This window comes from Acinetobacter sp. YH01008 (assembly GCF_013420435.1).
GTDB classification, from domain to species: domain Bacteria; phylum Pseudomonadota; class Gammaproteobacteria; order Pseudomonadales; family Moraxellaceae; genus Acinetobacter; species Acinetobacter pseudolwoffii.
Genome location: NZ_VOYD01000010.1, coordinates 1 through 12,606, shown reverse-complemented (window position 1 = coordinate 12,606; position 12,606 = coordinate 1). Strand labels below are relative to the sequence as shown.

13 protein-coding genes and 1 pseudogene are annotated in these 12,606 nt (G+C 44.7%); 6 read left to right on the top strand and 8 right to left on the bottom strand.

Annotation, left to right across the window (positions count from 1 at the left end):
• Positions 1 to 50: 50 nt before the first annotated feature.
• From FTT75_RS07575 to FTT75_RS07565, 3 genes are all read right to left on the bottom strand, one after another.
• Entirely contained in the window at positions 51 to 371 is a 321-nt protein-coding gene (locus tag FTT75_RS07575; RefSeq protein ID WP_005096317.1) for a hypothetical protein, read from the bottom strand.
• 134 nt (positions 372 to 505) lie between these two features.
• Positions 506 to 1,267, bottom strand: a complete 762-nt coding sequence (locus FTT75_RS07570) for a 3-oxoacyl-ACP reductase (RefSeq protein WP_180050718.1) — start codon at positions 1,265 to 1,267, stop codon at positions 506 to 508.
• Between the two features lie 99 nt (positions 1,268 to 1,366).
• Complete coding sequence (locus FTT75_RS07565) at positions 1,367 to 2,101, bottom strand: sulfite exporter TauE/SafE family protein (protein ID WP_180186189.1); 735 nt, start codon at positions 2,099 to 2,101, stop codon at positions 1,367 to 1,369.
• A gap of 245 nt (positions 2,102 to 2,346) precedes the next feature.
• On the opposite strand from FTT75_RS07565, the gene FTT75_RS07560 reads away from it, so the two are divergent.
• Positions 2,347 to 2,565, top strand: coding sequence for a hypothetical protein (locus FTT75_RS07560; RefSeq protein WP_005171910.1), 219 nt, complete (start codon positions 2,347 to 2,349; stop codon positions 2,563 to 2,565).
• 92 nt (positions 2,566 to 2,657) lie between these two features.
• Here FTT75_RS07560 and rsmD read toward each other — a convergent pair whose 3' ends face one another.
• Together rsmD and mrdA are read right to left on the bottom strand one after the other, a co-directional pair.
• Positions 2,658 to 3,215: a 16S rRNA (guanine(966)-N(2))-methyltransferase RsmD gene (gene rsmD, locus FTT75_RS07555; protein WP_005096323.1), complete on the bottom strand. Its 558-nt coding sequence runs from the start codon at positions 3,213 to 3,215 to the stop codon at positions 2,658 to 2,660.
• A 1-nt stretch (position 3,216) separates the two neighbouring features.
• On the bottom strand, positions 3,217 to 5,268 hold the full coding sequence (gene mrdA, locus FTT75_RS07550) for a penicillin-binding protein 2 (RefSeq protein WP_074383064.1): 2,052 nt from the start codon (positions 5,266 to 5,268) through the stop codon (positions 3,217 to 3,219).
• Between the two features lie 238 nt (positions 5,269 to 5,506).
• On the opposite strand from mrdA, the gene FTT75_RS07545 reads away from it, so the two are divergent.
• From FTT75_RS07545 to FTT75_RS07530, 4 genes are all read left to right on the top strand, one after another.
• Positions 5,507 to 6,025, top strand: a complete 519-nt coding sequence (locus FTT75_RS07545; protein ID WP_180039487.1) for a hypothetical protein — start codon at positions 5,507 to 5,509, stop codon at positions 6,023 to 6,025.
• 65 nt (positions 6,026 to 6,090) lie between these two features.
• Complete coding sequence (locus FTT75_RS07540; protein WP_005096327.1) at positions 6,091 to 7,407, top strand: hypothetical protein; 1,317 nt, start codon at positions 6,091 to 6,093, stop codon at positions 7,405 to 7,407.
• Positions 7,408 to 7,482: 75 nt separating this feature from the next.
• A complete protein-coding gene (gene adk / locus FTT75_RS07535) occupies positions 7,483 to 8,142 on the top strand; it encodes an adenylate kinase (protein WP_005096329.1) in 660 nt (219 codons plus the stop codon).
• 86 nt (positions 8,143 to 8,228) lie between these two features.
• Entirely contained in the window at positions 8,229 to 8,444 is a 216-nt protein-coding gene (locus FTT75_RS07530) for a DUF3149 domain-containing protein (protein ID WP_005096331.1), read from the top strand.
• 117 nt (positions 8,445 to 8,561) lie between these two features.
• Here the strand turns inward: FTT75_RS07530 and nth are convergent, their stop codons facing one another.
• Together nth and FTT75_RS07520 are read right to left on the bottom strand one after the other, a co-directional pair.
• On the bottom strand, positions 8,562 to 9,275 hold the full coding sequence (gene nth, locus FTT75_RS07525) for an endonuclease III (RefSeq protein WP_100328794.1): 714 nt from the start codon (positions 9,273 to 9,275) through the stop codon (positions 8,562 to 8,564).
• Positions 9,276 to 9,279: 4 nt separating this feature from the next.
• Positions 9,280 to 10,071 (bottom strand): RnfABCDGE type electron transport complex subunit B, encoded by a 792-nt coding sequence (locus FTT75_RS07520; RefSeq protein ID WP_100328793.1) that lies wholly within the window; start codon positions 10,069 to 10,071, stop codon positions 9,280 to 9,282.
• A 347-nt stretch (positions 10,072 to 10,418) separates the two neighbouring features.
• Between FTT75_RS07520 and gdhA the strand changes: the two genes are divergently transcribed.
• Positions 10,419 to 11,762, top strand: a complete 1,344-nt coding sequence (gene gdhA, locus FTT75_RS07515) for an NADP-specific glutamate dehydrogenase (protein ID WP_074383062.1) — start codon at positions 10,419 to 10,421, stop codon at positions 11,760 to 11,762.
• 65 nt (positions 11,763 to 11,827) lie between these two features.
• On the opposite strand, the pseudogene FTT75_RS07510 reads toward gdhA, so the two are convergent.
• Positions 11,828 to 12,478, bottom strand: a pseudogene (locus tag FTT75_RS07510) (DUF4377 domain-containing protein); the annotation flags it as partial.
• Positions 12,479 to 12,606 lie beyond the last annotated feature (128 nt).

Genomic DNA, 12,606 nt, shown 5'->3' with positions numbered 1-12,606 from the left:
TTCCCTGCTTTTTTATTGCCTAAGAATTAAGAATATCAGACAAATACTACTTAGTTTTCAGAAGCGGGTAAAATTCCACCGAGGCTTTGACAGGCACTTTTATACAGCTCATATTGCTGTTGCACAACTTCCGATAAGGGAATATCAAATAACTTTTCACCTTGGTGATAATGCTCGATATACGCTTCGGCCTTGGATTTTGTGCTATAGAGCGAATGCTGATAATAATCGGTCATACTGGTATGCGACATCTGTGACATCTCGATCTGGGAGCACTGGAAATTTTGCAGCAGCTGTTCCGATTTTTTCAGATCGCTAGACATACAACCTGCCAGCAATAAGGTACTGAGCAATGTCGTGATAAATTTCATAGAAAATAGACAAAAGGTTTTATGGGAACACCGTATTGTAGAAGTAAAACCCGGTCACAAAACCTTTTTAATCTACCAGATGGTCAAAAAATAGAACAATAGAATCTAAAAATCCCGGTCTATTCTCTGGTCAGTTAACCTTTAACCAAGCCGCCATCCACAATCAGGTTTTGTCCGGTCACGGCACGTGAATAAGGCGATAAAAACATCAGGATTGCAGCAGCAAACTCTTCTGGTGTAATCACGCGGCGTAAAGGAGTTGATTGAGCAATTAGATCAAAAACAAAGTCTGGTGTGGCTTTACTGGCATCTGTGGTTTGTAAAAGGCCGCCAGAGAGCATATTGACATTAATACCATATTGTCCCAAATCCTGCGCCGTAGTGCGGGTAAAGGCCAATAAAGCCGCTTTTGCTGCGGTATAGTCATGATAAGGAACCACCGGATTTTGCACTAAGTTTGTGCCGATATTGATGATCCGGCCAAAACCCGTGTGCTTCATATCATCTAGTGCGGCTTGCGTGGTATTGAGGGCAGCCTGTACTGCACCACTGAATTGACGTGACATGGTCTCCCAAGTTAAATCTTCAACCTTAGGACGATCATCCCCATTAAATTCAAACTGAATCAGCGCATTATTGACGACCGCATGAATCGCTTCCCCGAAATGGTTTTTTGCCGCAGCAAATAAAGTCCGTACCTGATCAGCCTGAGTGACATCGGCCTGATAAATAAAGACCTGCTCGGGATACTGCTGCACAAGCTGTTCGGCGGTTTGCTGACTGCTATGATAATTGACGACGACGCGAGCACCTTCTGCCAATAGGGCTTGAGTAATCGCCAAACCCAAGCCACGTGCTCCGCCGGTAACGAGAACAATCTGATCACGAATCTGCATAATGATGATCTATATTACGAAATATTGGCCCTAACATAGCAGTTATGTCAGCGGATTCAAGCTTGGGGCAAAGTAAATCAACTCTGCATGAGATTGGGCTTAAATGAATTGGGACGCTATAAGAAAACAGCCGGCGCTGAACAGCAAACTCAAAATAATACGTTTAAACAGCAGTTCAGAAATTTTATAAAAGAGTTTTGCCCCTAAAATGGCCGGAATACTGACAAAAACTATTAACACTGCCATATAGGGTAAATGACTTTGATCGATCATACCTTGCCATAGATAGGTACCGAGTGCGAAGACCTGAACTGCAAAATTAAAATGCCTCAAGATATAGCGTTGCTGGGCTTTCGGGAGTTGCTTCAACATCACCCATGCTGAAGGGACGGCTCCACAAAAACCACCAAGTCCGCCTAATATTCCACCCATCAATCCGATACTACTGTCGGCTATCTTTCCCGAGCGCTGAATGGTTTTGATGTGTGGATTGAGCAGCATCAGCGGAGACCAGAGCACCAGAAAAATGCCCAAAACCAGTTTAAATGTATCAGCTTGGATGATGTGCAGCAGGTAAGTGCCGAGCGGTACGCCAATCAGACCCCCCACTAAATAAGGCAGTAGCCACTGTTTAGATAATATGGGTGGTTTCTGTTCCTGCGTCAGTGAAATTAAATGACTCCAGATGGAAGCAAATACCAGCAAGGGCGCTGCCAGTTGCGGAGCCAATACCCAGACCCAGAATGACATGGCAATCAGGGCAAAGGCAAAACCGGTCAGCCCCTGTACGAAACCAGCGACCATTGCACCAAGAATAAATAACAGCCAGGTCATAAAGGTTAGGTCAGAAGGAAAGGCAGCAGTATTCTAAAGATCAGGGCAAAAGCCAAGCTTTTAGTTAGCTGTATTTATGCAAACTAAAGTTCAAATGTGCGTAAAATATTAAAACGAAAATAAGGAATGAGTTTTTTATTCCTGCATAAAAAATGCATAAATCACTACAACAGAGCAACAATGAGTTCGTTTAGTCTCCATGAGCTCGCCTGATACTGATAGGGTGCAGTAAAGAGATTAGGGACATGATTAAAAAAGCGATTTTACTTTCTGTATTGGCAGTGTCATTAACTGGTTGTGTGGTTGATCCATGGGATGATGGTTCTCGTGATCACCGGGATCGCAACGGACATTATGATCGAGACCACAAGGATCGTGACTGGAAAAATCGGGAGCATAGAGATCATCGGGATTGGAAGCGTGACAGAGGTGACAACCGTGATTGGCGCCGTGATCGTGACTAAAATACTTCTCGCGTCTTTCAGTTTGACTATTATTGACAAAAAAGGATTCCACCGCGGAATCCTTTTTTAATGGGTCTTAATTGTAACTTTATTTAAGAAACACTTTTTTGATAAAGCCCTGCACGCACTGTGCCGGCTTTGGTATTTTTAATGAGTCGCCATGACGCTGGTAATTTAAGCAACTGTAGATCACGGTCTGCTTCCACATAAATATAAGCATTATTTTTCACCAGATGATCCGCCTGTAATGCCAGCTCTTCCCATAAGTTCAGGCTATACGGTGGATCGAGAAAAACCAGATCAAATTGTGTTTGCAGGCTGGTTAACGCTTGCTGCGCCGTTGCTATTTTCAATTGGGCGCGTGCTTTGGTGACTTGTAATAGTTCAAGATTCTGGGTCAGGAATTGTGCCTGAGTACGATCTGGTTCAATCATGACGACTGAGGCCGCACCACGCGATAAGGCTTCAAAAGCCAAGGCACCAGATCCTGCACAAATGTCCAAAACCTGTGCATTTTGTACGTCCCACATAAGCCAGTTAAACAGGGTTTCGCGTACTCGATCAGGCGTCGGGCGTAAACCCTCAATACTGGCAAAAGGTAGTTGACGACGTTTCCAGTCACCCCCAATAATTCGAAGTTGGTTTTTCATTTTAGTCTCGTTCTACCGGTGTGGGAGCAGGAGGTGCTACAGCTGGAGCAGCTGCATTTGCAGATGGATTGGTGGCAGGATCTGGTGGCTGAATATTGGCTGGAGCTACAGTTGCTGCATCTTGACTCAACATGCCTGCACCACTTGGCAATTCAGCAGGCTTGATTCCGGCTGTCATCAGACCACCACTGAGCTGATGACCTTGCGGGCGTACCGGCTTCTTATCTTTATGCAGCAACCAATAATCAAAAATCGGACGAGCCAGCACAGTGGCTGCACTACCGCCACGACCATTTTCCAGAATGACCGCAATCGCAATTTCAGGATTTTCAGCAGGTGCAAAACCGACAAACAGGCCATGATCCAGCTGACGGTCGGTCAATAAGGATTCATTATAACGCTTGCCTTGAGCAATGCTCTTCACCTGAGCTGTACCGGTTTTACCTGCAATGGAATATTGTAAGCCACTTTTGATGCCTCGGCCTGTACCAGATTGAATCACGTCGACCATGGCATCACGCATCTTGATCCAGTCTTCTTCCTGACCATTAAAATCGATCTTGCCGTGGGTACCATTATGTACCTTGAACGCTTTGGCACCGCGACTTTCACGTAACACATGCGGAATGACTTTATTGCCATGGTTGGCGGTAATGGCCGTTGCCATGGCCAGTTGTAACGGCGTTGAAGTGAAAGCCCCCTGACCGATACTCACCGAAATAGTTTCACCTCGTAACCATTTGGCGTTACGGGTACGCATCTTCCATTCCGGGTTCGGGTACAGTCCTGAGCTTTCACTTGGTAAATCCACGCCGGTTTTTTCACCAAAACCAAACTGACGCATCCAGGTGTTCATTTTCTCAATGCCCATGCGGTAGGACATGACATAGAAATAAGTATCACAAGAAACGACCTGAGCTTTGTGCATGTTGACTGCGCCATGCCCGGATTTTTTATGGTCACGGAAGCGGTGACTATCGCCCGGCAGACTGAAATAGCCCGGATCAGAAATAGTGGTATCCCAGTCCACCAGACCATAATGCAGGCCGCCCAATGCAAACATCGGTTTAATGGTTGAACCAGGAGGATAAACCCCTTGCACGGCGCGGTTGTATAAAGGTTGATCCAGATTATCACGCAGATCACTATAATCTTTATGACTGATACCGGTCACAAACAGATTTGGATTGAAACTTGGGCTGGAAACCAGCGCCAGAATTTCCCCAGTTTTCGGATTCATCGCCACAATCGCACCACGGCGTCCAGCCAGTTGCTCTGAAGCCACCACCTGCAAACCATAATCCAGTGACAAGAACAGATCATTACCGCGCACCGGATCCTTACGGCCCAAATGCCGTAGCACATTACCAAAAGCATCCGCTTCTACCGATTCATTTCCTGGCACCCCATGCAGAAGTTCTTCATAGGATTTTTCTACCCCAATTTTCCCGATCAGGTTGGTCCCGGCATACAGATCCTTGTCAATGGCTTTGAGTTCTTTGTCATTAATCCGGCCCACATAACCAATCACATGGGCAAACAGGTCGCCATGCGGATAATAGCGGGTCATCTGGGTTTCAATATTCACGCCCGGAAACTGATATTTGACCTCGCTAAAACGGGCAATATCATTTTCATTCAGGTTGAGCTTGATCGAAACCCGTTCGGTTCTACGTGCTGTTTTGATCCGGCTTTGGAAGCGTTCAATATCTTCTTCAGTCAGCTCCAGAATAGGCTTCAGACGTTCCAAAGTCTGGTCAATATCCTGCACATCGGCGCGGCTTAAAGTTGCGGTAAAAACCGGGTAGTTATCGGCCAGCAATACGCCGTTACGGTCATAAATATAACCGCGCGCTGGAGGCAGAGGTTGCAGACGAATCCGGTTTTGGTCAGAAGCGGTACTGAAGGTCTCGAAATTAAAGAGTTGTAAATAGGCATAGCGGCTAACCAGCAGCAGCATAAAAAAGATGACTATTCCAACAGAAATCCATACTCGACTACGATAGATGCGCTTTTCTTGTTGTGCATTTTTTAAAGGAAAGTGCTGCTTCATACGCGATCGACTTGAGACCTGAGGAAAGGAGGAAAGAATCAAAGTGGAATATTCTAACGCAACTGGACTTGATTTGATAATGAAAAACTGCCATTACGATCAGTTCCTTTAAGCTTTGACTTTGCAGACATGAAAATTGTAAAGTGCTGTATATAAGAGTTGTGATAATTCTGATACAGTAAAATCGAATAAAAATAGGACTATACCAAAAACTATAATTAAGGAAGATGGTGAAGGAATGAACAAGGTTTACCCTTTGTTGGCGTTTGCATTGTGGGCGAACGGGGCCTATGCACATGATCAAATCAATAATACTGCAGATAAAGTAGAAGCTACTCAGGCAAAAGCCTTTCATGTTGGGGCTGGTTTTACCCGGAAGCTGGTACATTTAAATACTGAATGGGTTAATCCTTATGGGATTGCTTATGTGAAAGGTGGGGTTTTTCTGGATGATGATCGAACGATAGGGGGGCAAGTAGGCTTTCGTTATCCTGCGCATCTGACCGGCAAGGATAAAAATGGGTATTATGTCGGAGGCTATGCGGGTCATATTGAAAGCAAACGCGTCGACAATGAATACAAGGCTCGCTTAGGTGCTGGAATTGATTTGGCCTATGTTTTGTTGAGTTCAGAGCGAATCAGCAGTTTTAGTGTCGGCATTGGTGCCGGAGAGAAATTTGAAGATCGAAATGGTCGTGTGGTGGCCGAAACTGAACCGCGACTACAATTTTCCTATACTTTAAGTATCGGTTTATAGACAAAATATTTGACCTTATAAATATGTGTATTCTGTGAACAAAAAATTAAATATGGAACTTATGCATGCTTGAGTACGTCAACGAATTGTGGCAAACCTTTGTGAATCGCCCGGATTTTTGGGCCGTGCTCAGCATTATTCCGGTGACCGCATTTGTAACATGGGCTCACGTCTGGATGGCACTGAAAATGGTGTTTTATCCGATCAATTTTTGGGGTGTCCATCTCGGTCCTGTACCTGTCGGCTGGCAGGGGATCGTGCCACGCAAAGCTGGCCGTATTTCAGGCATTATTACCGATAACACTTTGTCTAAACTAGGTTCCATCCGCGAGTTTTTAGAGGCGATGGATCCAGATGATATGGCACGGATCATTGGTGAACAGGTCGGTTTCGAACTTGAACATCTGATTGATGAAGTGATGATGGATCGTAATGCAGTCCTTTGGGAAAACCTGCCTTTTGCCATCAAACGCAGAATTTATGCACAGGCACAAAAACAAATGCCGGCAATTTTGCGTGAATTGGTGACCGAGCTGACCATGAACGTCGAGTCACTTGTCGATATGCGTGAAATGGTGGTCAGCCAGATGGAAGGTGACCGTCGGTTAATGGTGCGCATGTTCCTGAAAGTGGGCCAAAAAGAAATCAATTTTATTTGGCATATCAGTGCACTCATCGGCATGTTCTTTGGTATTTTCCAGATGATTGTCTGGTTCGTGGTGCCGTGGCACTGGACTGTCCCGTTCTGGGCTGCCATCTGGGGCTTTTTGACCAACTGGATTGCAATCTGGATGGTATTCAACCCGCTCTATCCGCACCCGGTAAAGTACCCGCAATTCTTTAGCCGTACCACAAGTCGCAAGTTTCCATGGATTAAACCTGTCATTCCGCGTATTGGCACCTATAACATACAAGGCGCATTTATGAAACGTCAGGATGAAGTCTCTGATGTTTTCGCAAGTGTAGTCACAGAAGATCTGATTACGTTAAAATCGATCATGACCGAGATGATGTATGGCGGGAAAAAAGACAAAACCCGCCGCATTGTCAAACGTCATATTAATGAAATTATGGAAACACCCCTGGTTCGGACCTCTTTACAGCTGTCTTTAGGGCCAAAAGAGTATGCAAAACTCAAGACGGACTTGATCGATCGCTCGATTGAAATTACGATGGTGCCTGTATGCGACCCAGCATTTAATGCGAGCCGTGCACAGAAAATCTATCAAATGTTTAGAGACCGCATACGCGAGTTGACTCCGAAGGAGTTTCAGAATCTTTTACGTCCTGCATTTCAGGAAGATGAATGGATTCTGATTTTATTGGGTGGGGTAACCGGTTTTGTCGCGGGTTTAATCCATTTGTTTGTGGCTTTCTTATAATGAGATGCCGGGGGACACAATCGGGCGATTGTGGTCGTGGCGTCATACATATTGTTTAAATGAGGATGTTTATATATGCGCATTATCTTACTCGGACCACCTGGAGCAGGTAAAGGTACACAAGCTCAGTTGATCTGTAAGCGCTACAATATCCCACAAATTTCAACCGGTGATATGCTCCGTGCTGCAATTCGTGAAGGAACTGAATTAGGTCTACAAGCTAAAAGTGTCATGGACAATGGCGGTTTGGTTTCTGATGAGTTGATCATTGGTCTGGTCAAAGAGCGTATTGCGCAACCTGATTGTGTAAATGGCTGTATTTTTGATGGTTTCCCGCGTACCATTCCTCAAGCAGAAGCTTTAGAAAACGAAGGTATCAACATCGATCACGTGATTGAAATCGATGTTCCAGATGAAGAGATCGTACAACGTCTTTCTGGCCGTCGTCAGCACCCGGCATCTGGCCGTGTGTATCACATCGTTTACAACCCGCCAAAAGTGGAAGGTAAAGATGACGAAACGGGTGAAGATCTGGTTCAGCGTCCAGATGATCTGGAAGCGACAATTCGTAAACGTTTAGGTTCTTACCATACTGAAACGGAGCAACTGGTGGGCTTCTACCAAGGCCGTGCAGCATCAGGTGAAAATGCACCGACTTACAACAAGTTAAACGGTCTGCGTCCAATCGATCAGGTTCAGACTGAGCTTTTCGCGATTCTGGATCAAGCAAAATAATCGGCTAACGATGATTTTGACAATCGAAGAGCCCTAAGTCATATTAGGGCTCTTTTTTATTGCGTATTTGAACAGGTGCTATGGCTATGAAATTTGGCGTGTTGGTATTAATGGTTATATTTCTGGCAGTGTTGATGGGTCTGTTCTATATGAGTTTTAAAATACTGAATAAAGTACGTCAGGAAGAACGTGCAGAAAATGCAGCCAAGCATCCACAACGCCAGTTGCACCCGAAATTGCAGGCGGAGCTTGAACAGCGCAAAAAAGAACAGGAACAGGCTGAACACGATCAGAATAAATAATTCGGCATGCTTCAGTGGAAGCTGAGTCCAGTTTTAAATAAAAGCGGTATGCTGAAAATTGTAGAAAAGGTGAGGTATTGATCACCTTTTTTTCGGTCTTAGTTTAGTTCTGCAATTCTATTCAGAAATAGCGATATTCTTCACTGCAATTGCGCGTGCTGCACCAAATTCAAAACGATCAGGCCAGTTACACACATCGGCGACCACACATTCATGACATTTCGGTTTACGGGCAATACAGCAATAACGGCCATGTAAAATCAGCCAGTGATGAGAATCAATGATAAATTCTTTCGGAATCACTTTGACCAGTCGATGCTCAACTTCAAGCACATTTTTACCTGTAGCCAGCCCGGTACGGTTACCAACCCGGAAAATATGTGTATCCACCGCCATGGTCGGTTGACCAAAGGCAGTATTCAGCACCACATTGGCCGTTTTGCGTCCCACACCCGGCAAGGCTTCCAGATCCGCACGATTATCCGGTACCACGCTGTTGTGCTTCTGAATCAGCATCTCACAGGCTTTAATTACGTTGACTGCTTTTGAGTTATATAAACCAATAGTCTTGATATATTCCTTTAAACCATCCACACCAAGCGCATAAATCGTTTCCGGTGTATTGGCGACTGGAAACAGTTTGTCCGTGGCCTTATTCACGCTGACATCGGTGGCTTGGGCAGACAGAGTCACGGCGACCAGTAATTCAAAGGGATTGGCATAATTCAGCTCGGTTTTCGGATTGGGGCGCTGTTCACGCAGGCGTTCAAAAAAGGTCTGAATCTGTTTTTTGGTCATGTTTTTTACAGGTTTTGTGCTCGCAGTGGTCATGTACTTATCCCTGTAAGGTCTGTAATTTTTCAGCTAATTCTGTCAGTTGCAGGCGTTTGCTGGCATCTTCACGAACCGAAAGCTGTTTTTCCAGCTTTTTAATTTGGGTGCGTAGTTTTGCCAGTTCAATCGTGGTTTTAGAATCTAGCGTAATCGGAGTATTCGCCGGCTTATTCACAACTTCAATCACAGGAAGCTGCTCATTTAAAGCAGAGAACTGGGCAAACAGGGCAGTATTGATTTCTGCACGGACGACTGGGCCCTTGCGGTCAGTACGGCGTTTTTCTTCACGCTGGATATGCGCATAATAGCGCTGACGTAAATCGTCCTGCTCAGCAATACGCTGTGCTTCAGTCGGCAAAGGCTGTGGGTCTTCGACCAGATCGATACAGTCAACCGGACACGGTGGAATGCACAGTTCGCAGCCAGTACACAGATCGGTCAGAATTGTATGCATCAGTTTGCCGGCGCCAATAATCGCATCGACCGGGCAGGCGCTAATACATTTGGTACAGCCTATACATTCATCTTCACGAATTACGGCTTTGATGCGCTGCGGGCGACCGTCGGCTTGAATGGGCCAGACACTTTCTTCTGCCACAAGTTCAGGACGATTTAATAATGCAGCCAAAGCATCGGCAACAGGCTGTCCGCCTGGCACACATTTATTGGCATTTTCACCCTCAGCAATCGACTGGGCATAAGGTAAACATCCGTCACGATGACCACAGAGTCCACATTGGGTTTGAGGGAGTAAAGCATCAATCGATTGGACCAGAGAAATTGGCGAATTCATGAATAACCAGAGCTGCTCATGCTGAGCTTTGCAGTAAGTGAAACAAAATATGTTGAGTTATGCATTTTAACATATTTTTAAACTCCTAAGTCGTGCGCAATTAAAGGTCAAGTTATGCTTTATTATTAAGCATAAATCTGAATCTAAGCCTTGATTCAATTGGCATTTCCTGACATAGAAAAAATATTCATAATCAATATAAATATTTGTTATCAAATTAATTTTAAAGTATTTTCAAAAAAAGTATTGTAGATTAGTTACAAAAGATATTTAATATTTTGCGCCAAAATTTAACATTGATTGTAAATTTGACCAATTTTGATCCATTTTCTGCTGAGGATTAAGCGTTGAAATACAACACACTTAATGAGTTCCTAGATTACGTAAAATCACGTGATGCACACCAACCAGAATTTCTTCAAGCTGTCGAAGAAGTGATGACCAGTTTGTGGCCATTCATTCAAAAGAATCCACAATACGCAGCACATGGTTTGCTAGAACGTCTAGTTGAGCCAGAACGTGCGATCCAGTTCCGAGTTTCTTGGGTAGATGACCAAGGTCAAACTCAGGTAAACCGTGCGTTCCGCGTACAATACAACTCAGCGATCGGTCCATTTAAAGGTGGTATGCGTTTCCACCCTTCCGTGAATCTTTCAATCCTAAAATTCTTAGGCTTTGAGCAAACATTTAAAAATGCTTTAACCACACTTCCTATGGGTGGTGGTAAAGGCGGTTCTGATTTTGACCCTAAAGGCAAATCAGAAGGCGAAATCATGCGTTTCTGCCAAGCTTTAATGATCGAGCTATATCGTCACCTAGGTGCGAACACAGATATCCCTGCAGGTGATATTGGTGTGGGCGGTCGTGAAGTGGGCTATATGGCCGGCATGATGAAAAAATTAAGTAACGACACTGCATGTGTATTCACCGGTAAAGGTTTAACCTTCGGTGGTTCATTGGCGCGTCCGGAAGCAACGGGTTACGGTACTGTGTATTTCGCTGAGGAAATGCTCAAGTCTCGTGGCGAAAGCTTCAAAGACAAAGTTGTCGCAATTTCAGGTTCTGGTAACGTTGCGCAATATGCTGCTGACAAAGCGTTGTATCTGGGCGCGAAAGTGGTTTCACTTTCTGACTCTGCGGGTACGGTTCACGTCAAAGACGGTTTCACTGAAGCATTGCTTGCTGAAGTGATGGAACTTAAAAACGTAAAACGGGGTCGTATTTCAGAATTTGCCTCTAAACATGGTTTTGAATATCTGGAAGGACAACGTCCTTGGGGTATTCCATGTGATATCGCACTGCCATGCGCGACTCAAAACGAACTGGATGCGGAGGATGCTGAAAAGCTTCTCGCAAATGGCGTGATCTGTGTCGCTGAAGGTGCAAACATGCCTTCAACCTTGGCTGCTGTAGAGAAATTCATTGAAGCGAAAACGCTTTATGCGCCAGGTAAAGCATCAAATGCAGGTGGTGTTGCCACTTCTGGTCTGGAAATGTCGCAAAATGCATTGCGTTTAGGCTGGACCTTTGAGGAAGTTGATGAGCGCTTACATGCGATCATGAAAGAAATTCACCGTAACTGCGTAAAATTCGGTACCAAAGAAGACGGTACTGTGAACTATGTAGACGGTGCCAACATTGCAGGCTTCGTAAAAGTGGCTGATGCAATGCTTGCTCAAGGCGTATTCTAAGTCTGATTGAGTGTCGCTTTAAAAAAACCGAGGCCATAGCCTCGGTTTTTTTATGGATAGATATTTTATAATGAACCTTTCACGGCTTCGCGCTCGACTGCCATGTCATAAATATAAGCATATTTAGATTGATCTGCCGCAGGGTTCTTAATTTCAAAACGTTTTAGCCGAATAATCTGGCGTTCATTCGGTGAATGCTGAAAACCTTCAATCTGGTCATAGAATAATGTCCAGTCCTTATCGACCTGGGTCTTCAGACCGTTTTGATCATATTTAACCTGTTTAACTTGCAAGCAGCTTTGCTGAGCCACACCGGTACATGATTTTGTATCTGGGGAAATTTCCAGAAAAATTGTTTCAGCTTGCCCCTGATATCTGGTTTCCGGAGTCATTTTCCCGGTAAATTCATATTTTTGACCATCGGCAGCGGAAAGCGTTAGGGTCGGCTGGTCAAGGTTCGTGGTATTGAGCGCAAAAGGAATTGCACGTTTTTGTAAAAGCTGGCTGACAAAGCGTTCCTGTTGCATCAGTGCGGTATCGCAGGCCATTTCGGTTCCTATGACTTCGCTGGTGCTGATAATATTATCTTTCACTGACCAGTTTGTACTGAGTCCATTACAGCCCGTCACGGCACTCAGGCGGCCTTGAGCATCGAAACTGAGCACGATTGGCCGTTCCAGCCCGCGATCTAGTTGCCAGTGGTAGGCAGAAAGAAGCGGCAGAGTAAAACTTGAAGTGCGACATAAACCACCTAATTAATTTAAAGGGTTTATGGAGTATATAAAATTGTCATACCATCATCTTAACTTTGAAGATCGTACTGCATTAATGCTTGAGTCAAGAA